At 74.0% G+C, this 26,806-nt stretch carries 20 protein-coding genes and 1 pseudogene; 10 read left to right on the forward strand and 11 right to left on the reverse strand.

Annotation, left to right across the window (positions count from 1 at the left end; translation table 11 throughout):
- Window positions 1-12 precede the first annotated feature (12 nt).
- The 4 genes from ACWDAS_RS14005 to ACWDAS_RS14020 all read right to left on the reverse strand — a co-directional run bounded on the left by ACWDAS_RS14005 (window position 13) and on the right by ACWDAS_RS14020 (window position 3,739).
- Window positions 13-1,062: a LacI family DNA-binding transcriptional regulator gene (locus ACWDAS_RS14005; protein WP_450389569.1), complete on the reverse strand. Its 1,050-nt coding sequence runs from the start codon at window positions 1,060-1,062 to the stop codon at window positions 13-15.
- 133 nt (window positions 1,063-1,195) lie between these two features.
- Window positions 1,196-2,020: a polysaccharide deacetylase family protein gene (locus tag ACWDAS_RS14010; protein WP_450389571.1), complete on the reverse strand. Its 825-nt coding sequence runs from the start codon at window positions 2,018-2,020 to the stop codon at window positions 1,196-1,198.
- 166 nt (window positions 2,021-2,186) lie between these two features.
- Window positions 2,187-2,669 (reverse strand): DUF456 domain-containing protein, encoded by a 483-nt coding sequence (locus tag ACWDAS_RS14015; RefSeq protein WP_450389573.1) that lies wholly within the window; start codon window positions 2,667-2,669, stop codon window positions 2,187-2,189.
- An 80-nt stretch (window positions 2,670-2,749) separates the two neighbouring features.
- A complete protein-coding gene (locus ACWDAS_RS14020; RefSeq protein WP_450389575.1) occupies window positions 2,750-3,739 on the reverse strand; it encodes a helix-turn-helix domain-containing protein in 990 nt (329 codons plus the stop codon).
- A gap of 226 nt (window positions 3,740-3,965) precedes the next feature.
- Here ACWDAS_RS14020 and ACWDAS_RS14025 point away from each other — a divergent pair, with 226 nt between their 5' ends.
- On the forward strand, window positions 3,966-5,372 hold the full coding sequence (locus tag ACWDAS_RS14025) for a protein phosphatase 2C domain-containing protein (RefSeq protein ID WP_450389577.1): 1,407 nt from the start codon (window positions 3,966-3,968) through the stop codon (window positions 5,370-5,372).
- Here the strand turns inward: ACWDAS_RS14025 and ACWDAS_RS14030 are convergent.
- Window positions 5,330-8,506, reverse strand: coding sequence for an alpha-mannosidase (locus ACWDAS_RS14030; protein ID WP_450389579.1), 3,177 nt, complete (start codon window positions 8,504-8,506; stop codon window positions 5,330-5,332). The two genes, ACWDAS_RS14025 and ACWDAS_RS14030, sit on opposite strands and share 43 nt — an antisense overlap.
- Window positions 8,507-8,596: 90 nt before the next feature.
- Between ACWDAS_RS14030 and ACWDAS_RS14035 the strand changes: the two genes are divergently transcribed.
- On the forward strand, window positions 8,597-10,015 hold the full coding sequence (locus tag ACWDAS_RS14035; protein WP_450389581.1) for a glycoside hydrolase family 47 protein: 1,419 nt from the start codon (window positions 8,597-8,599) through the stop codon (window positions 10,013-10,015).
- Between the two features lie 4 nt (window positions 10,016-10,019).
- Here ACWDAS_RS14035 and ACWDAS_RS14040 read toward each other — a convergent pair whose 3' ends face one another.
- Both ACWDAS_RS14040 and ACWDAS_RS14045 read right to left on the reverse strand, forming a co-directional pair.
- Window positions 10,020-10,514, reverse strand: coding sequence for an OsmC family protein (locus tag ACWDAS_RS14040; protein WP_450389582.1), 495 nt, complete (start codon window positions 10,512-10,514; stop codon window positions 10,020-10,022).
- A 2-nt stretch (window positions 10,515-10,516) separates the two neighbouring features.
- A complete protein-coding gene (locus tag ACWDAS_RS14045) occupies window positions 10,517-11,173 on the reverse strand; it encodes a GntR family transcriptional regulator (RefSeq protein ID WP_450389583.1) in 657 nt (218 codons plus the stop codon).
- 146 nt (window positions 11,174-11,319) lie between these two features.
- Between ACWDAS_RS14045 and ACWDAS_RS14050 the strand changes: the two genes are divergently transcribed.
- A complete protein-coding gene (locus ACWDAS_RS14050; protein WP_450389585.1) occupies window positions 11,320-11,769 on the forward strand; it encodes an ATP-binding protein in 450 nt (149 codons plus the stop codon).
- A 95-nt stretch (window positions 11,770-11,864) separates the two neighbouring features.
- Here ACWDAS_RS14050 and ACWDAS_RS14055 read toward each other — a convergent pair whose 3' ends face one another.
- On the reverse strand, window positions 11,865-12,899 hold the full coding sequence (locus ACWDAS_RS14055) for a DUF2637 domain-containing protein (RefSeq protein ID WP_450389587.1): 1,035 nt from the start codon (window positions 12,897-12,899) through the stop codon (window positions 11,865-11,867).
- A gap of 386 nt (window positions 12,900-13,285) precedes the next feature.
- On the opposite strand from ACWDAS_RS14055, the gene ACWDAS_RS14060 reads away from it, so the two are divergent.
- On the forward strand, window positions 13,286-14,095 hold the full coding sequence (locus ACWDAS_RS14060; protein WP_450389589.1) for a GntR family transcriptional regulator: 810 nt from the start codon (window positions 13,286-13,288) through the stop codon (window positions 14,093-14,095).
- A 21-nt stretch (window positions 14,096-14,116) separates the two neighbouring features.
- On the opposite strand, the gene ACWDAS_RS14065 is transcribed toward ACWDAS_RS14060, so the two are convergent.
- Window positions 14,117-14,884: a hypothetical protein gene (locus ACWDAS_RS14065; RefSeq protein WP_450389591.1), complete on the reverse strand. Its 768-nt coding sequence runs from the start codon at window positions 14,882-14,884 to the stop codon at window positions 14,117-14,119.
- A gap of 848 nt (window positions 14,885-15,732) precedes the next feature.
- A complete protein-coding gene (locus ACWDAS_RS14070) occupies window positions 15,733-17,379 on the reverse strand; it encodes a PucR family transcriptional regulator (protein ID WP_450389593.1) in 1,647 nt (548 codons plus the stop codon).
- Between the two features lie 282 nt (window positions 17,380-17,661).
- Here ACWDAS_RS14070 and ACWDAS_RS14075 point away from each other — a divergent pair, with 282 nt between their 5' ends.
- The 6 genes from ACWDAS_RS14075 to ACWDAS_RS14100 all read left to right on the forward strand — a co-directional run bounded on the left by ACWDAS_RS14075 (window position 17,662) and on the right by ACWDAS_RS14100 (window position 25,563).
- On the forward strand, window positions 17,662-18,561 hold the full coding sequence (locus ACWDAS_RS14075; RefSeq protein WP_450389595.1) for an FAD binding domain-containing protein: 900 nt from the start codon (window positions 17,662-17,664) through the stop codon (window positions 18,559-18,561).
- On the forward strand, window positions 18,552-19,112 hold the full coding sequence (locus ACWDAS_RS14080; protein WP_450389597.1) for a (2Fe-2S)-binding protein: 561 nt from the start codon (window positions 18,552-18,554) through the stop codon (window positions 19,110-19,112). Before ACWDAS_RS14075 ends, ACWDAS_RS14080 begins: the two co-directional genes overlap by 10 nt.
- A gap of 5 nt (window positions 19,113-19,117) precedes the next feature.
- Window positions 19,118-21,499, forward strand: a complete 2,382-nt coding sequence (gene pucD, locus ACWDAS_RS14085; RefSeq protein ID WP_450389599.1) for a xanthine dehydrogenase subunit D — start codon at window positions 19,118-19,120, stop codon at window positions 21,497-21,499.
- A 143-nt stretch (window positions 21,500-21,642) separates the two neighbouring features.
- Complete coding sequence (locus tag ACWDAS_RS14090; protein WP_450389600.1) at window positions 21,643-23,106, forward strand: NCS2 family permease; 1,464 nt, start codon at window positions 21,643-21,645, stop codon at window positions 23,104-23,106.
- Window positions 23,107-23,118: 12 nt separating this feature from the next.
- A complete protein-coding gene (locus tag ACWDAS_RS14095; protein WP_450389601.1) occupies window positions 23,119-24,258 on the forward strand; it encodes an XdhC family protein in 1,140 nt (379 codons plus the stop codon).
- Between the two features lie 201 nt (window positions 24,259-24,459).
- Window positions 24,460-25,563: a winged helix DNA-binding domain-containing protein gene (locus ACWDAS_RS14100; RefSeq protein WP_450389602.1), complete on the forward strand. Its 1,104-nt coding sequence runs from the start codon at window positions 24,460-24,462 to the stop codon at window positions 25,561-25,563.
- An 80-nt stretch (window positions 25,564-25,643) separates the two neighbouring features.
- Here ACWDAS_RS14100 and ACWDAS_RS14105 read toward each other — a convergent pair.
- Window positions 25,644-26,595 (reverse strand): annotated as a pseudogene (locus ACWDAS_RS14105) (pirin family protein).
- Window positions 26,596-26,806 lie beyond the last annotated feature (211 nt).

A 26,806-nucleotide genomic window follows, 5' to 3' on the forward strand; every position in this document is an offset into this window, starting at 1 on the left:
CCCGCCGCCTGGTCAGGCGCTGGCACGCCGGACCAGGCGGGTCGGGGTGACGAGCGAGGACAGCGGACGGCCGCCGCTGTCCTCCTCCGCCCGCCGCTCCAGGCCGCGGACGAGCAGCCGGACCATCAACCGGCCCATCTCCTCGATCTCCTGACGGACCGTCGTCAGCGGGGGATCGGTCAGCTCCGCCACCGAGGCCATGTCGTCGAAGCCGACGACCGCGACGTCCTCCGGTACCCGCCTGCCCCGGTCGCGCAGCACCCGCAGCGCCCCGGAGGCCATCAGGTCGGAGGCGACGAAGACGGCGTCGATGTCCGGCGTCCGGTCCAGCAGGGCGACCATGGCCCGGGCCCCGCCCGCCTCGGAGAAGTCGCCCTCGGCGATCAGCCGCGGGTCGGCGTCCATGAGGATGTCGTGGTAGCCGTCGAGCCGGTCCACCGACGCGGTCTGGTCCAGGGGCCCGGTGATGGTGGCGACGCGCTCCCGCCCCAGCGAGACCAGATGCCGCACCGCCTCGCGGGCGCCGCCGCGGTTGTCCGAGTCGACGTACAGGACGCTGCGGTCCCCGTCCGCGCCGGGCCAGCCGGGGCGCCCGCCGAACACGGTGGGCAGTCCGATCCGGCGGATGATCCCGGGCAGCGGGTCGTCGGCGTGCAGGGAGAAGACCAGCGCGCCGTCCACGTGGCCGCCGGCCAGATAGCGCCCCACCCGGTCGTAGTCGGCCGTGCCCTCCACCAGCAGCAGCACGAGCTGCGAGTCGTGGACGGCCAGCTCCCGGCTGATGCCGAGCAGCTGCTCGGCGAAGAAGGGGTCCGCGAAGACCCGGCTCTCCGGCTCCGCGACGATGACGGCGACCGCCCCGGTGCGCCGGGTGACCAGCGACCGGGCCGCCTGGTTGGGTACGTAGCCCAGCTCCTCGACGGCCCTGCGGACCTTCTCCACCAGCGCCTCGCGCACACCCGTCCCGCCGTTCACGACCCGTGAGACGGTGGCCCGGGAGACACCGGCCCGTTCGGCGACGGCTTCGAGGGTCGGGCGCGCTGCGGAGATCTGGTCGGACAAGGGGTGCTCCTCTCGGGACGGGAACAGCGTAGTCCCTCCGGGAAGCGGGGAGAGAGCGCTCTCTCCCCGCTTCCCGGAGGGTGGCCTGAGAGCGCTCTCTGCGGCTCTTCGCGCTCTCCGGCCACCGCCGCGGTCACCGCACCGGGAAGCCGAAGACGTAGCCCTGCTGCTTCAGCCAGGGCAGGATCTGCCGCAGCGCCTCCACCGTCTGGCCACGGTCGCCTCCCGCGTCGTGGAAGAGCACGGTGGGCCCGTTGTGGATCTCGTTCTTGACGGTGGAGACGAGCGTCCCGGTGCCCGGCTGCTTGAAGTCCTCGGAGTCGACGTTCCAGCCCAGCGGCCGCATGCCGCGGGAGGCCGCGAGCTGACGGCTGTACGGGGTGAAGGCGCCGCCCGGCGCGCGGTAGTAGAGGGGCCGTACGCCCCCCGAAGCGCGGGTGATCATGCGCTCGGCGTCCAGGATCTCCTTGGCCTGGTACTCCCGCGGCCTGGTGTTCATCGTCGTGTCGTGCGTGACGGAGTGGTCGCACAGCCGGTGCCCGGCGGCCACCACCGCCTTCACCAGCTCGGGATGGGCCTCGGCCTGGGTGCCGACCATGCAGAAGGTCGCCTTGACCCCGTTGTCCTTCAGCACCTGGAGGACCTGCGGGGTCCAGTCGGGGTCCGGCCCGTCGTCGATGGTGATGTTGACGCCCTTGGGGCCCTTGTCCGAGGCGTGGGCGATGTCCATGTTCACCGCGGGAGCGGCCAGTTGCGCGTCCGGCACGGAGGTCTGCCCGGGTATGGGCCGGGGCTTCGCGGAGGCGGCGGGCTTCGCCTGGTGCCGCGCCGCGGCCTCCCGCGCGTCGGCGGTGCCGGCCTGGGCGGTCCACACCGACGCCAGGGCCGCCGCCCCCGCCACCCCCACGGCCGCCGCCAGCACGCGGCCGTTCGTCCCGCGTATCCCGCTCCACCCCATGTCCGCCCCACTCCTCGTGTGCCGTGATCCGGTCGTGCACACGGGAGGACGGGAGCGGGGCGCGGGGGGATCCGGCTGTTACCGATCTCTGACAATTCCGCCGGAGTACGGCGACGAAGCGGCGCGAACGAGCTTGCTCGCACGTCCTGTTCACGCACCGCGGGACCTACGGCGCCAGCACCGCCCCCAGCCACACCCCCGCGACCAGCAGGCACGCGAACAACTCGACGAGCACGGCCGTCCCGGTCGCCCGCATCGCCGTACGGGTGGAGGACCACGCGGCGCCATGGCTGCCGAGCCGCAACCGCTCGCCGCCGTACAGGGAGAGGACGAAACCGGCGGGCGCGCCGACGACCGGCAGCAGGAGGAATCCGGCGACGGCCCACAGCCCGGCGACGAGGAAGGCGCGGCGCGTGACACCGGAGTCCCGCACGGAACGGGACGGCAGCAGCAGTCGTACGGCCTGGCCGAGCAGCAGCACAGCGGTGGCGGCGGCGAGGACGCCCCAGGACAGCGGGGTGTGCAGGTGGGTCGCCCACCACAGGACGGCGGCCCAGCACATCGCGGGGCCCGGCGCGCCCGGCACGAGCACACTGAGCAGCCCGGACAGCATGACGGCGCCGATCAGGCACAGCTGTCCGGACCCCATGGGCCCAGAGTGCCGGAACCGGAGGCCCGGCGCCTCCGGGTTTCCGGCTTCGCGGCCGTCCTCCCCGCGGTTCCCGGGGGTCAGCCGGGGGTGCGGGCCACCCAGCCGCGGTCGTACGCGTGCCAGCCCAGCTGCAGCCGCGTCGTCACCTTGGCGAGCTCCATCAGCCGCTTGACCCGGCGTTGCACCGTCCGCAGTCCCAACTCCAGCTGCTTGGCGACGCTCGCGTCAGTGAGGCCGGCCAGCAGCAGGGAGAGGATCTGCAGATCGAGGGCGTCCGGCGCGTCCGGGGACTCCTCCTCGAGGGCGCCCTCGGTGTCCAGGCGGATCGGCAGGGCCTCGCGCCAGACGTTCTCGAAGAGCGCCATCAGCGAGTCCAGCAGGCCGCTGCCGTGGACGACCAGGGCGGCGGGGCCGGCCGAGTCGCGGGCCATCGGCACCATCGCCAGCGCGCGGTCGGCCACCACCAGCTTGGTGGGGACCCGGTCCACCACCCGCACCTGCTCCTCGCGGCCGAGCGCCGCCATGAGTTCGGCGATGCCGTTGGGCCCGCTGATGACCTCGCGTTCGATGACCACACGGAAGGTCACACCGCGTTCGACCGCGCGCTCCTCGGCGGTGTTCTCCATCCCCGACACGACCATCGGGGTGCCCGTCACGAGCGCGCACACCTCCTTCTCCGCCCCCAGCTGCAGCTGGTTGAAGCGGTGCGCCACGGCGCTCGCGCCGGTCACCACCTCCACCAGATCGTGCGCCGAGGGCTCGGCCGCCTCGGCGCGGTACTCCTGCGCCAGCACGGCGGCCGTCAGTTCGGCCTGTTCCAGCCGGTGCCGCTGCTGGGTGAGCAGCGCGCCGAGCGCCACGGTGGGCGGGGCGACGACCCAGCGGTCCGGCCGGGCGGAGGACTGCGCGACCAGGCCCTGCCGTTCGAGCAGCCGCAGCGTTCTGGCAGCTTGGTCCTCGGGCACGCCGAGCCGGTGCGAGAGGTCGACGACCTCGGCGGCACCCAGGCCCACGAGGGCGCGGTACGCAGCCTCCTGGGCATCATCCAGCCCTATGGCACCGAGCACGGGCGCCCCTTCCCCGAATCTGGCGGACACAACACGCGGACGTGGCGGAAATGAGCCATGGCGTAATTCCGCCGCACGTCATCATCCCTGTTCGAACCCCTGTCCTGGCAAGGTGTCCCCACTGGATCGTCCGACGTGCGGCCCGAGGAGGGGGCCGGCCGCCCGTCGGACCATTCGCGTACCCGAACCCTGTGTCCCCGCGCGCCTCCCGGTGGACAATAGGGGCATGAGTCAGCAGGGGGAGACGGACCGCCGCCAAGAGGACGAGTGGTGGGGGCAGTTGTACGGGCAGCCCGACCCCGGGGACCGGGAGCCCGGCGACACGCTCGACGACCGCTACAGCTCGGCGGTCAGCGCGCTCGGCGGGGAACGGGACGGCGGCGACACGGTGCCGGCGCAGGCCACCCCGCAGGACGCGCCCCCGGCGGCCGGCGCCGCCCCCGCGCCCGACGGCAGCGGATCCGAAGACGCCCGGCCGGGCATCACCCCGTCCGACAACGCCCCGTCCGGCACCACGATCCCCGACACCGCAGCCCCCGACGAGGCGGGCCCCGACGACTCAGGGCCGCCCGACACCCTGCGGCTGCGCCATCCGGCCGCGCCCCCGGCCACCGCCCCGCGCCCCTGGCAGTACCAGGGTCCGCCGCACCCCCGGGCGTTTGAACCCGCCTCCGAACCACCCGGACTGCCCCCGGGCTGGGCCCCCGCCGACCGCCCCGCCGGGCCCGAGGCGCCGCCCCTCCCGCCGGAAGCCACCGTCACCGTCACCGACGCCACGTACATCGGGGACGGCCCGCCCACCTACGACCCCGAGCCGACCGCCTGGCCGCTCGCCGACCCCGCCGACCTCGACGACCTCGTACCGGACACGGTGCTCGACGGGGCGCGCTACGGACTGCTGACGGTGCGCACGGCCTCGGTGCGCGGCGACTCCGCCCGCTACCGCGGCGAGCCGCGCCGCGACGCCGTCCTGACCGCCCGTTTCGGCGCCGGCGACGACGCGTTGCTGCTGATCGCCGTCGCCACGGGCCCTCGGACCTCGGATGCCGCCCACCGGGCGGCCCGGGACGCCTGCACCTGGATAGCGGCGGCGGTGGGCCGCAGCCAGGCCCGGCTCTCCGAGGACATCCGCACCTCCCGCCGGGGCTCCCTGAAGTCCGGGCTGCACCGGCTCACCGACCGCTGCTACGGACGGCTGCGCGCCCGCGGCGAGGATTTGGGACTGGATCCGGCCGAGTACAGCGCCGGCCTCCGCTGCCTGCTGCTGCCGGTCGACCCGGACTGCCGTATCCGCCTCTTCTTCGGTGTCGGCGACGGCGGGCTCTTCCGCATCCGCGGCGGGGAGTGGCAGGACCTGGACCCCTGGCGGCCCGACGAGCGCGCCGAGACCGAGGACAGCCCGGCCGTACGCTTCCGCTTCCGCGCCTCCGTGGCGCGCTCCGGCGACACCCTGCTGCTGTGCAGCGGCGGCCTGGCGGGGCCGCTGCGCGGCGAACCCGCGCTCGCCGCACGCCTGGTGCGGCGGTGGGGTGCCGCCGAGCCCCCGGGCCTCCCGGCCTTCCTCGGCGACACCCAGACCCGCGTCAAGGGCTACGCGGACGACCGCACGGCGGTCGCCGTCTGGGACGCCTGACGCGCTGCAGGCGTGAGCCGCAGCGTCAGGATCTGGAACGGGCGCAGCTCCACGGCGACCGCGTCCCCGTCGCGCGGGGCGTCCTCCAGCGGTCGTTCCAGCAGGTCGGTGACCCGGGCGCCGGCGAGCGGGAAGCCCGCCGTCAGTTCGCCCGAGGCGCGGCCGCCCCGTGACTCGTACAGGCGCACCACCACGTCGCCGGATCGGTCGTCGGCGAGCTTGACCGACTCCACGGTGATGCCGGGGTGACCGACCCGCAGCAGCGGTTCGACCGGCGGCAGCGACGTCGCCCGCCGCAGCGGCAGATTGAGCGCGAGTCCCTCCGCGACGGCATCGCCGACGGCCGCGCCGGGCAGCAGGGCGTAACTGAAGCGGTGTGTGCCCTGGTCGGTCTCGGGATCGGGGCTGTGCGGGGCGCGCAGCAGGGTGAGCCGGACCGTGGTGTCGGTGCCGGACCGGCCCGCGTCGTGGCCGTAGGTGGAGTCGTTGAGCAGCGCGACGCCGTAGCCGGGCTCGCCGACGTGCAGCCAGCGGTGGGCGCAGATCTCGAACCGCGCGGCGTCCCAGCCGGTGTTGGCGTGGGTGGGGCGGTGCACGTGCCCGAACTGGATCTCGGCGGTGGAGCGGTCGGCGAGCACGTCCAGCGGGAACGCCGCCTTGAGCACCTTCTCCGACTCGTGCCAGTCGACGTCCGTGAGCACGTCCAGCCTGCGGCTGCCCGTCGTCAGCCGCAGCTCCTGGACGAGGCGGCTGCCGCCGAAGGCCCGTACGACCCGGACGGCCGCCCGCAGCGGGCCCTCCTCGACGAGCTCGACGGACTCCGCGGCCGTCAGGTCGGTGTGCCTGCGCCGGTAGTGGCGGTCGATGTCCCAGGCGTCCCATTTGTTGGGGTGGTCGGGGTGCAGCTGCAGCAGATTGCCGCGCGCCCCTGGGGCGAGCACCTCCCGGCGGGCCACCAGGTCGCGGACGGAGGCCAGCAGCCCGTCCGCGTCGACGGCCACCCGCAGCAAGCCGTTCTCGAGGACGATCCTGCCGTCCTCCCGCCAGGCCCGCACCGGGTCCGCCGCGGCACCGGATGCCGGGGCCCCCGCGGCCGCCGCGCCCAGTGCCGGGACGGTCACGGCCACCGCCGCCCGGCCGTCCGCCAGGGGCTGCGCCCCGGTGCCCGGCGGCAGGGCTGCCGCCGCCGCGGCGTCCAGCTCCACCACCTCGTGGCGCCCGTAGGGCGAGGCGTTGAGCAGCACCGCGGAGCCGTGGGGCCCGTCGCCCCCGCCCAGCGCCCGCACCGCCGTCCCGACGAGCGCCTCCAGCTCCTCCCGCACCGCCGCGTAGGTGTCCCGGGCCTCGCGGTGCACCCAGGCGATGGAACTGCCCGGCAGGATGTCGTGGAACTGGTGCAGCAGCACCGTCTTCCAGACCCGGTCCAGCTCCTCGTACGGGTAGGCGTACGAGGACGGCGCGTGCAGGGCGGCTGTCGTGCACCACAACTCGGCCTCACGCAGCAGGTGCTCGCTGCGCCGGTTGCCCTGCTTGGTCTTGGCCTGCGTGGTGTACGTCGCGCGGTGCAGTTCCAGGTACAGCTCGCCGGACCAGACCGGGGCCCGGTCGCCGTACTCGGCCTCGGCCGCCGCGAAGAAGGCCGCGGGCTTCTCGATCTCCACCCGCGGCGCGCCCTCCAGGGAGCGCAGCCGGCGGGCCTTCTCCATCATCTCCCGGGTGGGACCGCCGCCGCCGTCGCCCCAGCCGAACGGCACCAGGGACCGGGTGGCACGCCCCTTATCCGCGAAGTTGCGCACCGCGTGGGCCAGTTCGCGGCCCGAGAACTGCGAGTTGTAGGTGTCGACGGGCGGGAAGTGGGTGAAGACCCGGGTGCCGTCGATGCCCTCCCACCAGAAGGTGTGGTGGGGCATCTTGTTGGACTGGTTCCAGGACAGCTTCTGCGTGAGGAACCAGCGCACTCCCGCCAACTTGGCGAGCTGCGGGAACGCGGCGGTGTAGCCGAAGGAGTCGGGCAGCCAGATCTCCTCCGTCTCCACGCCCAGTTCGTCGATGAAGAAGCGCTTGCCGTGGACGAGCTGCCGGGCCAATGCCTCGCCACCGGGCATGTTCGCGTCGGACTCGACCCACATGGAGCCGACCGGCGCCCAGTTGCCGCTCCTGACGGCCTGCTGGATGCGCTGCCAGACCACCGGCTGGTGCTCCTTCACCCAGGCGTACTGCTGCGCCTGCGAACAGGAGAAGACCAGTTCGGGGTAGTCACGGGCGAGCGCGGTGACATTGGCGAAGGTGCGGGAGGCCTTGCGCACGGTCTCGCGCAGCGGCCACAGCCACGCCGAGTCGATGTGGGCGTGGCCGGTCGCCGAGAGGCGGTGCGCGCTGGCGTGCGCGGGCCGGGACAGTGCCTCTGCCAGTTCGCGGCGGGCATCGGCGGCGGTGCCGTGCACATCGTGCAGGTCGAGCGCGTCGAGGGCGTCCTCCAGGGAACGCAGGATCTCGTGGCGGCGCGGATCGTGGAAGTCGAGCTCGTGCATGAGGCCTTCGAGGACCTCGACGTCCAGGACGAGGTGCCAGACGTCCTCGTCCAGGACCGCCAGTTCCGCCGTGTCGAAGCGGTAGAGCGGCTCGGACCCGGCGGTCAGGACGTCGCCCAGCCTGGTGGGCCGCCAGTCGCGCAGCACGGCGGGGTTGGCGGCGGCCTCCAGCAGCAGGCCGACCCGCTCGCCGCCGGTGGCGGGGTTGGCGACCGGGACATGGCGGTTGAGCGGGTGGACGCCCTTGACGGGCACCCCGTCGGCGTCGTAGACCAGCCCCTCGGCCACGAATCCCGGGCCGTCGTTCCCGAATCCCGGGTCGATGACGGCCTCGACGCGGCGGCCCGCCCAGGCCGCCGGGACGGTGCCCTCCAGCCGGAACCAGCTGGTCGACCAGGGCGGCCCCCAGGGCGTACCGGTGGTGAAGGGCTCGAACGCGCCGTTCGACGAGGCCTTCAGGGCCTCCCCGACCGGCACCGGCTCCCCTTGCACATGCCACACCGACATGCCCAGCGGCACCCGGTCGGCGTAGAGGGCGGGCCTGACGAACTGGTTCATGGCCCTGGTCAGACGGCCTTCGACCAGCAGACGGTCGTCGTGCATCTCAGCTCCTCGCGTCGGCTCACCGGATGGATTCCCCGTCGATGCGGTGGTGTCCCGTAACGCCCGGAAGGCGGACGGGGTTTTCGGGGCATGAGAAAAATCGCGCGTCCCGGCGGAGTCTCCCGGCGCAGATTGCTCGGTGCCGCCGCCCGGCTCGCCCCGCTCGCCGCCGTCCCGTCCGTGACTCTCTCCGGTACGGCGGTCGCCGCTCCCGACCCGTACGGCGCGCTCGCCCGGGAGGCCGTCACCGAGTTCCGCAGCGCCTGGGACGCCTACCGCAGGCTCGCCTGGGGGCGGGACGAGCTGCGGCCGCTCAGCGGCGCCGGATCGGACTTCTTCATCCCGGGCAGCACGCTCGGTCTGACGATCGTGGAGGCGCTGGACACGCTCTATCTGATGGAGCTGGACGAGGAACTGGACGCCGGCGTCCAGTGGGTGCGCAATGACCTCGTGCTCGACCAGAACGCCCCCGTGCAGGTCTTCGAGACGATCATCCGCCTGGTCGGCGGGCTGCTCTCGGGGCACCTGGCCACCAAGGACCCGGTCCTGCTCGACCGTGCCCGCGAACTGGCGGACCGGCTGCTGCCCGCCTTCGCCCGGTCGCCCACCGGCGTCCCCTACCGCTATGTGAACCTGGCCACGGGCGCGGTCTCGGGGACGGAGAACTACCTCGCGGAGATCGGCACCTGCGTCACCGAGTTCGGCGAGCTGTCCCGGCTCACCGGCGACCGCAGGTACTACGACGCCGCGAAGAAGGCCCTGCGCGCCGTCTACGACCGCCGCTCCCGAGTGGACCTGCTCGGTACCGGCATGAACGTCGAGACCGGCGCGTGGACCGGCACCACCGCCACGCTCGACCCGCCCGTCGACTCCTTCTACGAGTACCTGTGGGACGGCTGGGAGCTGTACGGCGACCGGGAACTGCACGCCTGGTATACCACCCTCACCGCCGGCGTCTTCAAGTACCTCGCCGAACGACGCTCCGGCCGGCTCTGGTTCCGGCAGGCCGACATGCGGACCGGTGGCACGACCGGGCACGCGCAGTCCGAGCTCACCGCCTTCTATGCCGGCCTGCTCGCCCAGAGCGGCCGCGTCGCCGACGGCGAGGCCTACCACGACAGCTGGGCCGCCGTCCTCGGCTCGTTCCGACTGCCGCCCGAGAGCCTCGACTACCGCAGCATGCGTGCACTGGACCCCTCCTACCCGCTGCGCCCGGAGTACGTCGACTCCTGCCTCTTCCTGTGGCTCGCCACGGGCAAGGAGGTCTACCGCCAGCGGGCCGCCGAGATGTTCCGGCGCCAGAAGCAGTACTGCAGGGTGGCCAACGGCTACACGACGGTGCGCGACGTGACCGCCCGGCCCATGAAACTGGGCGACCTGACCCCGGCCTACTGGTTCAGCGAGAACGCCAAGTACTACTACCTGCTGTTCGCCGGGGCGCGCCGCTTCGACTACCGCGCCAACTACCTGACCACCGAGGGCAACGTCCTGCGCGGACTGCGCCGGTGAGGCTCTAGGCGCCGACCGCGGCGGTCACCTCCGCCTCGTGCCGCACGGGGAAGTTCACGGAGTTGGCGATGAAGCACAGCCGGTGGGCGTCGGCGTGCAGCTTGACGGCCGCGTCGACCATGGCGGCGGAGGCCACTTCGACCCGGGGCCTGAGCAGGGCCTGCGTGAAGTGGCCGCCGCCGTCGGCGGTCTCCTGCATCGTGCCCTCGGCGCGGTCGGTGTAGGAGGTGACCACCACTCCGGCGACGGTGCACACATGCAGATACGACAGCATGTGGCACTGCGACAGCGCGCCGAGCAGCAGCTGTTCGGGGTTCCAGCGGGCGGGGTCGCCGCGGAAGGCGGGGTCCGAGCTGCCGGATATCGGCGGCACGGGCAGACCGGGCGCGGTGAGTTCGTGCTCCCGGCCGTAGCCGCGGTACGTGCTGGTGCCCGTGCCCCGGTTGCCCGTCCAGGTGACCTCGGTCGCGTAGGTGTGGCGCTTGCTGATGTCGGGCACGGCTACCGCTCCTCTTCCTGTGTCCCGTCCCGCTCGTAGGCGGCACAGGTGTCCATGACGTGCTCGCGGGCGGCCGCGTGGGCCTCGGGGGCGTTGCCCGCGGCGATGGCGCCGAGGAGCCGTCGATGCTGCGCGGCGACCTGGTCGGGCCGGTCCGGGGCGGCCAGCGACCGGCGCGTGGAGACCTGGATCTGGTCCCACAGCCGCTCCAGCGCTCCGACCGCGACCGGGTTCGCCGAGAGTGCGGCGATCCTGGCGTGGAAACGCCGGTTGTGCCGGACGGCCTCCACCAGCCGGCCCGCGGCCGTGGCCTCCTCCGCGTCCGCCGCGAGGCGTTCCAGCGCGGTCAGTTCGGCGGGCGCTATCTCCCCGCGCCGCTGCCGCTCCGCGGCCAGCTCCGCCGTCAGCCCCTCCAGGACCCCCCGTACCTGATACGCGTGCCGCAGCGCGTCCGGCCCCAGTTCGACCACGCTCACCCCGCGCCCCGCCGAGCGCACCAGCCCGTCGGCGACCAGCGCCCGGAACGCCTCCCGCACCGGCGTACGGCTCATCGCCAGCGCCGCCGCCGCCTCGAGCTCGGTCAGGCGCTGGCCGGGCGCGTACACCCCGTCCAGGATCAGTTCCCGCAGCCGCGTGCGCGCGGCGTCCGTCTGCTGCACCCCGTCAGTGTATCCATTGCATGCATTGCATGCAATGGATACGAACGCGCTCCGTCCCGGTCCATGACTGGACGTGGCCGCGGTGGGGCATGCATTGCGCGTAGATGTTCGAACCCGAAAGGGCGTCAGCGGCCGGAGCGGAGCCGATGGAACGTCAGCCTGCCCAGTCGGGCGGTCGGGAGGCCGGGGGCCCCGTCGAGGCGCGCCGGCTGCACCGGCCTCTGCAGCACGCCGACCTGCCGGCCGTCGCCGAGGTCCGCAGGCTGTTACGGGAGGCGTTACGGCACTGGGGCGTGCCCGCCCTCGCCGACACCGCCGAACTCCTCACCACCGAACTCGTCACGAACGCCCTCCGCCACACCGACCGCGGCGCCGTCCTCACCGTGACGCTGCTGCCGGGGACCGGGCACCGACTGCGCGTCGAGGTCCGTGACTTCACGACCCGCCACCCGCGCCTGCGCGCCCCCTCGGACCGTCGCACCTCCGGCCGCGGTCTGCTGCTCGTCCAGTCGCTCGCCGTGGCGTGGGGCGTCCGCCCCGACGGCGACGGCACGGGCAAGATCGTCTGGTTCGAACTCGACGTCGAGACCCGCTGAGTCGCCCGGCCCGCACCCGCCCCGGACACGCCGCTGCCCCGACCTGAGGTCCGGACCGGGGCAGCGAGGTGATGAGACGTGACGGATGCCGGGGCTCAGCCGTACTGGCGCTCCAAGTCGGCGAGCTTGCGCTCCAGGGAGTCCAGTTTGGGGAGTGCCATGGTGTCGTCCTCGGCCGTGAGGTCGATCGTGGCACGAGCGACCTCCTCACGTACGGGCGACAGGACGGGCCGGGAGCGCACGGGCAGTTCGGCCTTCTCCGGTTCTATGGCAGGCTCCGCGTTGGCCTGGGAGCCGGCGGCGGAGCCGGGCAGTTCGTACGTGCTGCCTCCGCGGTTCCAGATCCGGTGCTGCCGGTTGATCGCCTTGATGCGGGCCCGCTCCAGGCGCTCGTGCTCGCGGCGGCGCACGGCCTCCTGCTCCTTGCGGGCGCGGTCCTCGCGGACCTCCTCGACGGCCTCGTCCAGGGTGCGGACGCCCTCGAGCAGCATCAGCGACCAGGCGCCGTACGTCTCGCGGGGCGCGCGCATCCAGCGGACCATGCGGATCTGCGGCAGCGGCCGCGGGATCAGCCCCTGCTCGCGCAGGGCGGCCCGGCGGGTCTGCTTCAGGGCGCGGTCGAAGAGGACGGCCGCGGACAGCGACATGCCCGCGAAGAACTCCGGGGCGCCCGCGTGGTCGCCGCCGCGGGGCGCGTGCACCCAGTTGAACCAGGCCGCGGCGCCGGCGAACAGCCACACCAGGAGGCGCGAGCCAAGCGCCGCGTCACCGTGGCTCGCCTCGCGCACGGCGAGCACCGAGCAGAACATCGCCGCGCCGTCGAGACCGAACGGCACCAGGTACTCCCAGCCGCCCGACAGCCCGAGATTCTGGCGGCCGAAGCCGACCAGGCCGTGGAAGGACAGGGCCGCGGCGACCGAGGCGCAGCCGAAGAGCAGGACGTAGGAAGCCGTGCCGTACACGGCCTCCTTCTTGCGGCGCCGCTCTTCCGAGCGCTCCCAGGAACCGGCCTGACTCGTTTCCTCCTTGCGGGCCTTGCGGTTGCGCAGGAACACCGCCGCGGCGGCGAGGACCGCCAGACATGCGGCGCCCGGCAGCGCCCAGTCCAGCGTTATGTCCGTAAGTCTCATCGTGCGATTCCTTGCGTCGCAGTACCGTCGCGCTCGGGCCGCGAGACGGCGTCCGCGCGCCATCCTGGCGAACGCCTCGGACGCGTGATGCGGTTTCAGGGCAAGAGAGCGCCAACGGAGGGGTGGCGTGGGCCGAGATCGACAGAATGCTCGAACTGGAGAGCGTGATTGGCTCAGTTGCCCGAGTGGAACCCCGTGTCCTGACGGGCCGTCGGGGGCATGGTTGAAAGACCCGCATGAGGTGTGCCCCGCCTTGTTCGATCTTGTCCGGAGGCAGCCGCCGCACAGGGGTCTCGAAGCCGGTCGCGGAGCGTGTTGCAATAGGAGGCGGCGCATATCCTCCGCAGGAGTGCGCCAGGCGCACATGACCGTCCGAAGGAGCCAGTGTGGAGTACGCCCCCCGCGCCGCGCGGCGCCCCGCGGCGCCCGCCGCCGCGGCCTCCGGGCTGCCCCCCGGCCACGACGAACGGGTCCGGGGCGCCCACCCGCACGCCGAGCCCGGGGCCGCCCCGGACCGCGCCGAAGGGATCCCCCGCCCACGCCGCCTGCCCGAGCGGCACACCGTGCGCGACCAGGTCCTGAGTGCGCTGCGTGGTGCCCTGGTCACCGGTGAGCTCCGGCCCGGGGCCGTGTACTCCGCGCCTGCGCTCGCCGAGCGCTTCGGGGTGTCCGCCACCCCTGTGCGCGAGGCGATGCAGCTGCTGGCCCGCGAGGGCGCCGTGGAGGCACTGCCCAACAAGGGCTTCCGGGTCGCCGAGCGCAGCAGCCGCGACCTCGCGGAGCTCGCCGAGGTACGCGCGCTCCTCGAGGTCCCCGTCGTCCTCCGGCTGGCCCGCACCCTCCCCGCGTCCCGCTGGGAGCAGCTGCGCCCGCTCGCCGAGGCCACCGTCGTCGCCGCCGCGCTCGGCGACCGCGCGGCCTACGCCGAGGTGGACCGCGCCTTCCACCGGGCCCTGCTCGAGCTCTCCGGGAACCGTCAGCTCGTCGCCGTCGCCGACGAGCTGCACCGCCGCTCCCAGTGGCCGGTCGCCGAGGACCACGCGCACGCCCGCCCCGGGCGCACCGCTCCCGCGCGCGGCATCAGCGCCGAGCTGGTCGCCGACGCCACCCAGCACGCCGTCCTGCTGGAGGCGCTGGTCTCCGGCGACCTCGCCGCCGTCGAATCGCTGGTACGGGAGCACTTCTCCGGCGCGTGACGCGGCCGCGGCCGGGGCGGCTCAGTCGCCGGCCGCGGCCAGGTCCCCGGCGAGCCACACGGGCACGCCGCCCAGCATGCGGAAGAGCCGGGCCGCCTCTGCGCGCAGCCGACCCGCCTCGGGCTCCGGCTCCACACGGGCCAGCGCGGCGAGGGCGGGCGCGACCCCGACGACGTAGCCGAGCTCCACGCGGATCCTCAGCGACTCGGCGAAGCCGTGCCGCGCCTCGGCGATGTCCCCGTCGCGGGCGGCGAGCCCGGCCAGGTGCCGCCAGGTGTACGAGGTCAGCAGCACGTCGTCGTGGGCCACCGCCCCGGCGTGCGCGCGGCGGTACGCGGCCCGCGCCGAGGCCGGGTCGTCGCCCAGGTTCTCCGCGATCAGCCCGCGCCGGAAGTCCAGCAGCGGCCGCCCCGCCGCACCGGGTGCCAGCAGCGTGGCGCTGCGCATCAGGGCGGCCCGCGCCTCGTCGGCCCGGTCGCGGATCCCGAAGAGCGTCGCGAGGTACGCCAGGTTGCCGCGTTCGCAGGCGGCCTCGCCGCGCTCGTCGTCGGTACGGGCCAGCGCCTCCGCTGTGCGCAGGGCGTCCTCCGCCTCCGCCCAGCCGTCCAGGGTGAACATGCAGCGCTCGATCAGCAACGCCGCCCGCCGTGTCGCAGCCTCCGGCTGCCGCTCCGCGTGGGGTGCCAGCAGTTCCGCGGCCTCCGTCCAGCACCCGCGGCCGCGAAGCCGCGCGACGTCGGGCGGCGTGCCGCCACCGGGCACCTTCGGTTCCACCTCTGCGTCCGACATGGCGGTGTCCGCCACTTGTCCTCCCGAAGCGCGTCATCGAGCCGGTTGGGCCGAAGTCCAGCACGACACCGGGTGCCACGCCAAGAGGGCGGACGGCGCGTGATCGATTTCCTGCCCGTCCGGGGCCCCCGCCGACCGCCACCGCGACGCAACTCCTGCGTCCCCGAGGCGTTTCCGGCAGCCCCGGCCCCGGCGCCGTTCACCGGACCCGTCGCGGTGCCGCCGCCCGGTACCGCTCACAACTCCGCTGCCGGGACGGGCCGTCCGGGTGCGTGCCAACGCGTGCCGCCCCTGCGCGGGACAAGACCGGCCCCGGAGTGGGCCCGAGGAGCTCCGGCCTTGCCGCGCGTCGCCCTCCCGCCCCCTCGCAAGGGGTGGCCCGGGGCCGCACTGGGTGCGCGCGATCCACCGGACCCGTGCCGCCCGTGCCGCTCGTCCCGGCGAGCCCGCCGCGCCGCACGGACAGCCCCGGCACGCCTGCGACCGCCGGTGCGGAGGGGGCGATCCACGGCACCGCGTGGCCCGCACGGCCGGGGTGGGGTCACGCGGCGCGAACGCGGCGTCGCGGACTGGCATCCCGACGCGGGCGCGCGCTGCGCGCCGATGGGCCCGGGTCGCCGGCGATGCCCCCTGGACCCGTCCGCGTCGTCCGCGTGCGTCCATGGTCGCGACCGAGGTGGTGGCGGGGCGTCGGATCGCCGGCGGCTTCGGCGACACGCGCCCGGGGTGCGGTCGCGCGGCGCCGGCGCGCGGTGGTTCCGCCGCGCCGGGCGCCGCCACCCGGATGCGCGCCCCCGGAGCCGGGCCCGGGCGGCCCCGGCCGGCCCCGGCTCGGAGGGACGGGGGCGTCAGCTCATCCGCAGGGCCAGGAAGAAGTCCAGCTTGTCCTCCAGGCGCGACAGGTCGCGGCCCGTGAGTTGCTCGATCCTGCCGACGCGGTAGCGCAGAGTGTTGACGTGCAGATGCAGTCGGTTGGCGCAGCGCGTCCAGGAACCGTCGCACTCGAGGAAGGCCTCGAGGGTGGGGATGAGCTCCGCGCGGTGCCGCCGGTCGTATGCCCGCAAGGGGTCCAGGAGGCGGGCGGTGAAGGCGCGGCGGACGTCGTCGGGGACGAAGGGCAGCAGGAGGACGTGGGAGGCCAGCTCCTCGTGGCCCGCGACGCAGACCCGGCCCGGACGGGCGGCGGCCACCCGGCGGGCGTGGCGGGCCTCCTCCAGGGCGCCGCGCAGCCCCTCGGCGGAGTGGACGGTGGCGCTGACGCCGATCGTGAGCCGTCCGTCCCCGTCGAGACCCCGCGTGAGAGGTCCGCGCAGGACGTCCAGCAGGCCCTGGGCGGACAGCTCGGGGGCGGGGCCGTCGGACTCGAGCGACGACAGGGGCACGAGGGCCATCGCCTCGTCCCCGGCGTGGGCGACGGCTATGCGGTCGGCCGGGTCGGGGCCGACCGCAGCGGGATCGACCAGGGCCTCCTCCAGCATGGCCTGGGCGACCGGACCCGCGGCGGGCCCGCCGCCCGCCCAGTCGACGCGGGCGACGACGATCTGCCAGTGCGGGGCGGTGCCGAGCCCCGGCACCAGCACGGGTGCGGCGACCCGCAGCCGCGCGGCGATCTCGCCCGGCGGCGCTCCGGTCTGCACGAGGTCCATCACCTCGGCGGCCAGCCGGCGGCGCACGGTGCGCGCGGCGTCCCGCCGGTCGCGTTCCACGGCGATGAGCTGGGTGACGCCGTCCAGCAGGTCCAGGCGCTCGGCCGGCCAGTCGCCCGCGTCGGCGTCGACGGTGAGGAACCAGTCCGACAGCAGGGTGCCGCGGATGTCGTCGGCCGGGTCGCCGCTGCGGATGGGGAAGAGCGAGTAGTGGCGGCCCGCGGTGAAGGCGCGGTGCGGCGACGGGCGGCCGGTCCGCGCGGCGGCCAGGTGCTCGCCGGCGAGCTCGGCGCGTACCGCGCCGGGCAGCGGGTGGTCCGAGCCGGCGATCCGGCGGCCGGTCGGGGAGAGCACCCAGGCCCGCAGGTCCAGGTCGCTGCCGAGCAGGTCGAGGACGGCGTCGGGGCCGCCGCCCGCGGGGCCGGAGGTCATCAGTCTCCGGTGCCGTTCGACGACGGCGGCCAGGTCCCCGGCGCGCTCGGTGGACACCTGGCGCACGACGTGCTCGGTGATGGAGGCGAAGGCCACGTCCTCGTCGACCGCGAACAGCGGCAGCCGGTGCCGGGCGCAGGCCAGCACCAGGTCGTCGGGGACGGAGCCCAGTTCGGCCTCTCCGGCCGCGAGACCGGCGACCCCGGCCCCGGCCAGGATGCGCACGAAGCGCTCCGAGTCCTCCGGCTCGCGGCGCCACGCCAGCCCGGTCAGCACCAGCTCGCCGCCGGAGAGGTAGCGGCTGGGGTCCTTCAGGTCGGTGGTCATCACGCCACGGACCTGACGGTCCAGCTCCTCCTCGCCGCCGAGCAGCCGCAGGCCGAGGGCATCGGTGTCCAGCAGTGCGCGCAGCCGCATCGTCGTCGCCTTGTCTCGAACGCTTCCTTGTCTGAGGCGGTACCAGGGTGGCGCCCGCTCGGTTGCATCGGTGTTGCGGTGTCGATGCCGACAGGTTTCAGGTCCGCGTCTTTCAGAGGAATCTACAAGACCAGCCTACCGACCAGCCAAGTGCTTCATGTGTTCGGTGACTGCACCCGGGAGGGTGCCCGGACGTGTACTGGGTCACACAGCGTGAACAGGACATGAACCAGCCATCCCGTCCCTCGTCGAAGTGCAGACGAAGAGAAGAAGAGAGCGCTCATGGACTTCCTGCGTCCCGCAAGCTGGGAGGAGGCACTCGCCGCCAAGGCGGAGCACCCCGCGGCCGTGCCCATCGCGGGTGGCACCGACGTGATGGTCGAGATCAACTTCGACCACCGGCGGCCCGATGTCCTGCTGGACCTGAACCGCGTCGGCGACCTGTACGAGTGGGAGGTGGGGGAGGAGACCGTCCGGCTGGGCGCCGCGGTCCCGTACACCCGCGTCATCGAGGCACTGGGCAGGGAACTGCCGGGTCTCGCGCTGGCGGCCCGCACCGTGGGCTCGCCGCAGATCCGCAACCGCGGCAGCGTCGGCGGCAATCTCGGCGCCGCCTCCCCGGCGGGGGACTCCCACCCGGCGCTGCTGGCCGCCGGGGCCGAGGTGGAGGCCGTGTCCGTGCGCGGCACCCGGCTCATCCCGGTCGAGGAGTTCTACACCGGCGTGAAGCGCAACGCGCTCGCCCCGGACGAGCTGATCCGCGCCGTGCACATCGCGAAGGCGGACGGCCCCCAGCAGTTCTCCAAGGTCGGCACCCGCAACGCGATGGTCATCGCGGTCTGCGCCTTCGGCCTGGCCCTGCACCCGGCCACGCGCACGGTCAGGACCGGCATCGGCTCGGCCGCGCCGACCCCGATCCGGGCCACCACCGCGGAGGAGTTCCTGAACGCGGCCCTGGAGGAGGGCGGCTTCTGGGACAACGGCAGGATCATCACGCCGTCCGTCGCCCGCCAGTTCGCCGAGCTGGTCGCCGCCTCCGCCAGCCCCATCGACGACGTACGCGGCAGCGCCGCCTACCGCCGCCACGCGCTGGCCGTCATGGCCCGCCGCACCCTCGGCTGGACGTGGGACGAGTACCGCGGCAACGACCACGGCAAGGAGGAGGGCTTCCGATGCGCGTGACCTTCACCGTCAACGGACGGCGTCAGGAGGCGGACGACGTCTGGGAGGGCGAGAGCCTGCTGTACGTCCTGCGCGAGCGCATGGGCCTGCCCGGCTCCAAGAACGCCTGCGAGCAGGGCGAGTGCGGCTCCTGCACGGTCCGGCTGGACGGCGTTCCGGTCTGCGCGTGCCTGGTCGCCGCCGGCCAGGTGCAGGACCGCGAGGTCGTGACCGTCGAGGGTCTGGCCGACTTCGCCCGCGAGCGCGCGACGGGCGGGGCGGGCACCAGCACCGACCCGGGCGCCGCACAGCAGTGGCAGGCGCGGCCTTCCGGCCCGGCCACCGAACTGTCGCCGATGCAGCAGGCGTTCATCGACGCCGGCGCCGTCCAGTGCGGCTTCTGCACCCCCGGGCTGCTGGTCGCCGCGGACGAGCTGCTGGAGCGCAACGCCGAGCCGACCGACGCGGACATCCGCGAGGCGCTGTCGGGCAACCTGTGCCGCTGCACGGGCTACGAGAAGATCCTCGACGCGGTCCGCCTCGCGGCCGCCCGCACCGGAACGGAGGCCTGACCGCGATGGGCGTGACCCGTACCCCCACCCCCACCACCCAGGGCAGCGAGACCAGGGGCGGCATCGGCGAGTCGACCCTCCGTCCCGACGGCGTCCTCAAGACCACCGGCGAGTTCGCGTACGCGTCCGACCTGTGGCACGAGGACATGCTCTGGGGCCACACGCTGCGCAGCCCGCACGCGCACGCCGAGATCGTCTCCGTCGACGTCTCCGAGGCGCTGGCGCAGGCCGGCGTGTACGCCGTGCTCACGTACGACGACCTGCCGACGGACGTGCGCCACTACGGCCTGGAGATACAGGACACCCCCGTCCTCGCCCACGGCCGGGTCCGCCACCACGGCGAGCCCGTGGCCCTGGTCGCCGCCGACCACCCCGAGACCGCCCGCCGCGCCGCCGCGAAGATCAGGGTCGAGTACCGGGAGCTGCCCGTCGTCGTCGACGAGGCCACCGCGACCGCCCCTGATGCGCCGCTCATCCACGAGAACCGCACCGACCACCACAGCGGCCACGTCCCGCACCCCAACATCGTCCACCGCCAGCCGATCGTCCGGGGCGACGCCGACGAGGCCGCCCGGCGCGCCGACGTGATCGTCACCGGCGACTACGAGGTCGGCATGCAGGACCAGGCCTTCCTCGGCCCCGAGTCGGGGCTGGCGGTCCCGGCCGAGGACGGCGGCGTCGACCTCTACATCGCCACCCAGTGGCTCCACGCCGACCTCCGCCAGATCGCCCCCGTCCTCGGCCTGCCCGAGGAGAAGGTCCGCATGACGCTCTCCGGCGTCGGCGGCGCCTTCGGCGGGCGTGAGGACCTGTCGATGCAGATCCACGCCTGCCTGCTGGCGCTGCGCACCGGCAAGCCCGTCAAGATGGTCTACGACCGCTTCGAGTCCTTCTTCGGGCACGTCCACCGGCATCCCGCCAAGCTGCACTACGAGCACGGCGCCACCCGCGACGGGAAGATCACCCACATGCGGTGCCGCATCGTGCTGGACGGCGGCGCCTACGCCTCCTCCTCCCCGGCCGTCGTCGGCAACGCGTCCTCCCTCAGCGCCGGCCCGTACGTCATCGACGACGTCGACATCGAGGCCCTCGCGCTCTACACCAACAACCCGCCCTGCGGGGCCATGCGCGGCTTCGGGGCGGTCCAGGCCTGCTTCGCCTACGAGGCGCAGATGGACAAGCTGGCCGCCGCCCTCGGCATGGACCCGGTGGAGTTCCGGCGGATCAACGCCATGTCCCAGGGCACCGTCATGCCCACCGGGCAGACCGTCGACTCCCCGGCTCCGGTCGCCGAACTGCTGCGCCGCGTCAAGGCGATGCCGATGCCGCCCGAGCGGGAGTGGGAGAGCGCGGGCGGCGGGGTGGACGTGCGGGCCCTGCCCGGCGGGGTGTCCAACACCACCCACGGCGAGGGCGTCGTCCGAGGTGTCGGCTATGCCGTCGGCATCAAGAACGTCGGGTTCTCCGAGGGCTTCGACGACTACTCCACCGCCCGTGTCCGGCTGGAGGTGATCGCCGGCGAGCCGGTGGCCACCGTCCACACCGCGATGGCCGAGGTCGGTCAGGGCGGCGTCACCGTCCACGCCCAGATCGCCCGCACCGAACTGGGGGTCACCCAGGTCACCATCGACCCGGCCGACACACGGGTCGGTTCGGCCGGTTCCACCTCCGCCTCCCGGCAGACCTACGTCACCGGCGGCGCGGTGAAGCACACCTGCGAGGCCGTGCGCGAGCGCGTCCTGGAGATGGGCCGCGCCAAGCTCGGCACCTACCACCCGGCCTGGGCCACCGCCGAACTCCTGCTGGAGGGCGGCAAGGTCGTCACCGACGCCGGCGAGGTGCTTGCGGGCCTCGCCGAGGTCCTCGGCGACGAGGCGATCGACATCGAACGGGAGTGGCGGCACCGCCCCACCGAGCCCTTCGACCTGCGCACCGGCCAGGGCCGGGGCCACGTCCAGTACTCCTTCGCCGCGCACCGCGCCGTCGTGGAGGTCGACACCGAACTCGGGCTGGTCAAGGTCGTCGAACTGGCCTGCGCCCAGGACGTCGGCAAGGCGCTCAACCCGCTGTCGGTCGCCGGCCAGATCCAGGGCGGGACGACGCAGGGCCTGGGCCTGGCCGTCATGGAGGAGATCCTCGTCTCCGACAGGGCGAAGGTCCGCAACCCCTCCTTCACCGACTACCTGATCCCCACCATCCTCGACACGCCGCCCATCCCGCTCGACGTGCTCGAACTCGCCGACGACCACGCGCCGTACGGCCTGCGCGGCGTCGGCGAGGCCCCGACGCTGTCCTCCACGCCGGCCGTCGTCGCCGCCATCCGCGCGGCGACCGGCCTGGCCCTCAGCCGCGTACCGGTACGGCCGGAGCACCTGACCGGTACCTGAGGAACGGCCGTCCGGCGCCGTCCGGCGCCGGGCGTTCGCCGCACCACTCTCGGGCCGTCCCCCGGGTCGTGCTGCGGACCATCCCAAATCCCGTACGGCTCGGTCCGTCCGGGTGCCCCTGTGAACCTTGGGAGTGGCACCGCATGCCCCAGTCGATCCAGTCGGCCACCGACACAACCGTCCCCGGCGACGCCCCCGCGCGATCGCCCCGGCCCGCCGGACGCACCCGGCTCGACCGGTACTTCCGCATATCCGAACGCGGTTCGACCGTCGCCCGCGAGGTCCGCGGAGGTCTGACGACCTTCATGGCGATGGCGTACATCCTGCTGCTCAACCCGCTGCTGCTGTCCGGACCCGACGTGGACGGCCACCGGCTTGGCCAGGCGGGACTCATCACGGCGACCGCGCTGGCCGCCGCCGTCTCCACCCTCCTGATGGGTGTCGTCGGCAAGGTGCCGCTCGCGCTGGCCGCCGGGCTGTCGGTCTCCGGTGTGCTCGCCACGCAGGTGGCTCCGCACATGACCTGGCCCCAGGCGATGGGGATGTGCGTGCTCTACGGAGCGGTGATCGTGGCTCTGGTGGTCTCCGGTCTGCGGGAGGTCATCATGAACGCGATCCCGCTGCCGCTGAAACACGGCATCACCATCGGGATCGGCATGTTCATCGCCCTCATCGGGCTGGTGAACGCCGGGTTCGTGGGCCGGGGCGAGGGCAGCCCGCTCACCCTGGGCACCGGCGGGCGACTGGCCGGCTGGCCGGTGCTGATCTTCTGCGTCACCCTGCTGCTGATCTTCATGCTGCAGGCCCGCGACACACCGGGCGCCATCCTCATCGGCATCGTCACCGGCACCGTCCTCGCCGTGATCGTGCAGGCGGCCGGCGGAACCGGCGCCAAGGTGTGGGGGCTGACCGTCCCCGAGCTGCCCGGGCACCTGGTCTCCGCGCCCGACTTCGGGCTCTTCGGGCACGTCGAGTTCGGCGGCCGGGAGCACATCGGCACGCTGAGCGTGGGCGTGATCGTCTTCACCCTCGTACTGGCCGGCTTCTTCGACGCGATGGCCACCATCATCGGCGTCGGCACGGAAGCGGGGCTGGCCGACGACAGGGGGCGCATGCCCGGCCTGAGCAAGGCGCTGTTCATCGACGGCGCGGGCGGTGCGATCGGCGGGATGTCCGGGGCCTCCGGGCAGACCGTCTTCATCGAGTCCGCGACCGGCGTCGGCGAGGGCGCTCGCACCGGACTGTCGTCCGTGGTCACCGGACTCCTCTTCGCCGCCGGGCTGTTCTTCACCCCGCTGGCGCAGATCGTTCCAGGCCAGGTCGCGGCCGCGGCGCTGGTCGTCATCGGCGCGATGATGATGGGCAACGCCCGGCACGTGGACTGGGGTGACCGCTCGGTGGCCGTCCCCGTCTTCCTGACGGTGGCGCTGATGCCCTTCACTTACTCCATCACCGCCGGGGTCGGCGCCGGAGTGATCGCGTACACCGCGATCAAGTCGGCCCAGGGCAGGTTCCGTGAGCCCGGGGTCCTCATGTGGGTGCTCACGGCCGTCTTCGTCGTCTACTTCGCCCGGCACCCCGTCGAGGGCTGGCTCGGCGTCAGTTAAGGAGTCCCCGCCATGCTGGACATAGCCGACGAGCTGCACCGCTGGTCCGCCGAGGGCAGGCCGTTCGGGGTCGCGACCGTCGTCGCCGTCGGCGGCAGCGCCCCCCGGCAGCCCGGCGCGGCGCTCGCCGTCGACGCCGAGGGCACCGCCGTCGGCAGCGTGTCCGGCGGGTGCGTGGAAGGAGCCGTCTACGAGCTCTGCCAGGAGGTGCTGGAGACCGGCGAGCCGGTGCTCCGGCGCTTCGGGTACTCCGACGACGACGCCTTCGCCGTCGGCCTGACCTGCGGCGGCGTCATCGACATCTTCGTCCAGCGGATCGCGCCGGGCGAACCGCCCCAGCTCGGCGCGGCACTGGCCGCCGCCTCCCGCGCGGAGGCGGCGGCGGTGGCCAGGATCGTGGCGGGCCCGCCCGGCCTCCCCGGCCGGGCGCTGCTCGTGCGCCCCGGCGGATCGTACGAGGGAACCCTCGGCGACCCGCGCCTGGACCGTACGGCGGCCGCCGCGGCCCACGCGCTGCTCGACACCGGCCGCACCGCGACGGTCGACGTCGGCGCGGACGGCAGCCGCTGCGGCGAGCCGCTCACGCTGCTGGTCGAGGCCAGCGTCCCGCCGCCGCGCCTGCTGGTCTTCGGCGCGATCGACTTCGCCGCGGCGCTCGTGCGGGCCGGCAAATTCCTCGGCTACGCGGTGACGGTCTGCGACGCCCGGCCGGTCTTCGCGACGGCCAGGCGCTTTCCCGAGGCCGACGAGGTCGTCGTCGACTGGCCGCACCGCTACCTCGAGCGCACCCGGGTGGACGGCCGCACCGTGGTCTGCGTCCTCACCCACGACGCCAAGTTCGACGTGCCGCTGCTGGAACGGGCCCTGCGCATGCCCGTCGCGTACGTCGGCGCCATGGGCTCGCGGCGCACCCACGAGCAGCGCCTGGAACGGCTGCGCGAAACCGGCCTCAGCGAGCTCGAACTGGCCGGGCTGCACAGCCCGATCGGCCTCGACCTCGGCGCCCGCACCCCCGAGGAGACCGCGCTGTCCATCGCCGCCGAGATCGTGGCCCACCGCCGCGGCGGCTCCGGCGTCCCCCTCACCGGGGCGCACACCCCCATCCACCCCGACGAAGGCGCGCTCGCCGCGCGCGTCGGCCCCGCGGCCTGACGCGCCCCGCCGCCGCGCCCGCTCACCGGGCGGCCGGGGGCAGTTGCTGCTCGGCCCGGATGACCTTGCCGTCGGCGGTGCAGCGGGTGCCCCAGCGCGCGGCGAACCGCGAGACCAGGAAGAGCCCTCCTGGCACCGCCGAGGCGACTGATACCCCCGAGTACGTCGTGGCCCACCAATGCGGCCCCCTAACGTGGCCCCATGCACAGGACTCCGCCGGCCACGCTGGGCCGCCGCACGCTCAACCGGGCCCTGCTGGACCGGCAGCTGCTGCTGGAGCGCTCGGCGATGGGCCCCCGGGAGGCGGTCGCGCATCTGCTGGGCCTTCAGTCCCAGTCCCCGCACTCCGCGTACGCGGGGCTGTGGACCCGGCTCGACGGCTTCGCCTTCGAGGACCTGTCCCGGCTGCTGCTGGACCGCGACGTCGTGCGCATCGCGCTGATGCGCGGCACCGTCCACCTGGTCACCGCGGACGACGCCCTGCTGCTGCGACCGCTGCTGCAACCGCTGCTCGACCGGCAGATCGAGCGCGGGAGCTGGGGGCCGGGTGTGCGCGGCGTGGACCGGGACGAGGCCGTCGCCGCCTGCCGCGCCCTGGTCGAGGAGGAACCGCGCACTCCGGGCGAGCTGCGCGCCCTGCTCGGCCCGCGCTGGCCGGGCGCCGATCCCGCCTCCCTCGCCAACGCCCTGCGCAACTGGGTACCGCTGGTGCAGGTGCCGCCGCGCGGTGTGTGGGGCGTCGCCGGGCGGACCGCCTACACCACCGCCGAGTCCTGGCTCGGCCGCGCCCCGGCCGACCCCGACCTCCGCGTGCTCGTGCGCCGCTATCTCGCCGCCTTCGGTCCCGCCTCCGTCGCCGACGCGCAGAAGTGGTCCGGGCTCACCGGGCTGCGGCAGGTCTTCGCCTCGATGGAGCTGCGGACCTACCGCGACGAGAACGGCCGAGTGCTGTACGACGACCCCGGCGCCCCGCCGCTGCCCGATCCGGACCTGCCGGTGACCGCCCGTTTCGTCGCCGACTTCGACAACCTCGTGCTCTCCCACGCGGACCGCTCCCGGATCCTCGCCGAGGAGCACGTGCGCCGGGTGATGACCGTCAACGGCATCGTCCGGGGCACGGTCCTGGTCGACGGCTTCGTCGCCGGCACCTGGCGCACCGACCGGGAGCAGGGTTCCGCCGTCGTCACGGTCACGCCGTTCGCGCCGCTTCCCGCCGCCGACCGCGCCGTCCTGGAGGAAGAGGGGCGGCGGCTGCTCGCCGCCTCCGACCCGCAGGCCGGGCACCACGACGTGCGCTTCGCGTGACCGGGCGCCGGCCGGGCCGTGAGACCCGCCGGCCGGCCCGGACGGCCCAGCGGTTCACGCGGCTCAGTGGTACGGGCGGTTCAGGCGAAGTTCCGGGGAGCCAGCTGATCGGCGGGAATCGTGCCCATCCGGCCGTACCGGTGGTCCTCGATCGCCTGGAGGATCTCCTCACGGGTGTTCATCACGAACGGGCCGTGGCTCGCGATCGGTTCGCGGATCGGCAGCCCGCCGAGCAGCAGGACGTCCATGGACTCGGGCGCGCGGTCGGCGGCGCGGACGACGAGGTGACCGCCGGGCCCGAAGTGGGCCGGCTGTCCGCTCTCCACCGGCCGGGCCTCCCGGCCCGCGGTGCCGCGACCGGTCAGCACGTGGGTCAGCGCGCTGAACGACCGGTTCCACGGCTCCGCTCCTGGGGCGAGGGTCGCGTGGGCGTAGGAGATGGGGTGTGCGTCACGCCGGGTCCGGTGGATTCCGCGATTCGCCGGCGATGAGCCGGATCAGTGCCCCGCCGTCGGCGGAGGCCGGCAGCCGCAGCGCCCCGGCGGTGATCGACTGGTAGCGCGGCGACGTCGTCTTCATGGCGGCGGGCAGATCGACCCACAACTGGACGAGGTGACTCGGACCGTCCGCGCGGTACATCCGCTCGGTCGGCAGTTCGTCGTGGAGGATGCCGCTGCCGGCGGTCATCCACTGCGTGTCGCCCTCGCCGATCACCTCGCCGCCGTTGGTGTCGTGGTGCGCGATCTCGCCGTCCGTGACGTAGGTCACGGTCTCGAAGCCGCGGTGCGGGTGCCACGGCGCGCCCGACGCGGAGTCCGGCGGGCTGATCATGGGGGCCGGCCTGGTCGACCATGAGGAACGGATCCGTCTTGACCAGGGACAGCGGGCCCGGGAACGGGCGCCGCACACGGACTCCGGCGCCCTCGATCGCCTCGTGGGCGGTGATGACGTCGGCCACCGGACGGACGCGGTGGGGTCCGGTCCCGGGAGGCGAGGCAGGGCGAAAGTGTCGTCGACGGTGATCGCCGGCATGGCGTCGTCTCCTGCTGGGAGTGCCGCCGGGGCGGCGGGGCGGGCGGAGGGTCCTCCGCCCGCCCCGCGGTCACCGGGCGGGTACGCCGGTCCCGGCCCGGTGACGGGTGACCGGGCCGGTCAGCCGCGCAGCGGGGCCAGGGCGCGGCTCCACTCGATGACCTCGTCGATGAGGGTCGACAGGCTCGCCGCCTGGTGCTCGCCGGGCGCG

This window comes from Streptomyces sp. NPDC001070 (assembly GCF_053598835.1).

Coding starts and splice junctions, on each gene's coding strand:
- ACWDAS_RS14035 (WP_450389581.1), top strand. CDS start 8,597: ATGAGAAAAATCGCGCGTCCCGGCGGAGTCTCCCGGCGCAGATTGCTC.
- ACWDAS_RS14090 (WP_450389600.1), top strand. CDS start 21,643: ATGCCCCAGTCGATCCAGTCGGCCACCGACACAACCGTCCCCGGCGAC.
- ACWDAS_RS14095 (WP_450389601.1), top strand. CDS start 23,119: ATGCTGGACATAGCCGACGAGCTGCACCGCTGGTCCGCCGAGGGCAGG.
- ACWDAS_RS14015 (WP_450389573.1), bottom strand. CDS start 2,669: ATGGGGTCCGGACAGCTGTGCCTGATCGGCGCCGTCATGCTGTCCGGG.
- ACWDAS_RS14075 (WP_450389595.1), top strand. CDS start 17,662: ATGGACTTCCTGCGTCCCGCAAGCTGGGAGGAGGCACTCGCCGCCAAG.
- pucD (WP_450389599.1), top strand. CDS start 19,118: ATGGGCGTGACCCGTACCCCCACCCCCACCACCCAGGGCAGCGAGACC.
- ACWDAS_RS14100 (WP_450389602.1), top strand. CDS start 24,460: ATGCACAGGACTCCGCCGGCCACGCTGGGCCGCCGCACGCTCAACCGG.
- ACWDAS_RS14050 (WP_450389585.1), top strand. CDS start 11,320: ATGGAACGTCAGCCTGCCCAGTCGGGCGGTCGGGAGGCCGGGGGCCCC.
- ACWDAS_RS14080 (WP_450389597.1), top strand. CDS start 18,552: ATGCGCGTGACCTTCACCGTCAACGGACGGCGTCAGGAGGCGGACGAC.
- ACWDAS_RS14025 (WP_450389577.1), top strand. CDS start 3,966: ATGAGTCAGCAGGGGGAGACGGACCGCCGCCAAGAGGACGAGTGGTGG.
- ACWDAS_RS14070 (WP_450389593.1), bottom strand. CDS start 17,379: ATGCGGCTGCGCGCACTGCTGGACACCGATGCCCTCGGCCTGCGGCTG.
- ACWDAS_RS14030 (WP_450389579.1), bottom strand. CDS start 8,506: ATGCACGACGACCGTCTGCTGGTCGAAGGCCGTCTGACCAGGGCCATG.
- ACWDAS_RS14065 (WP_450389591.1), bottom strand. CDS start 14,884: ATGTCGGACGCAGAGGTGGAACCGAAGGTGCCCGGTGGCGGCACGCCG.
- ACWDAS_RS14010 (WP_450389571.1), bottom strand. CDS start 2,020: ATGGGGTGGAGCGGGATACGCGGGACGAACGGCCGCGTGCTGGCGGCG.
- ACWDAS_RS14055 (WP_450389587.1), bottom strand. CDS start 12,899: ATGAGACTTACGGACATAACGCTGGACTGGGCGCTGCCGGGCGCCGCA.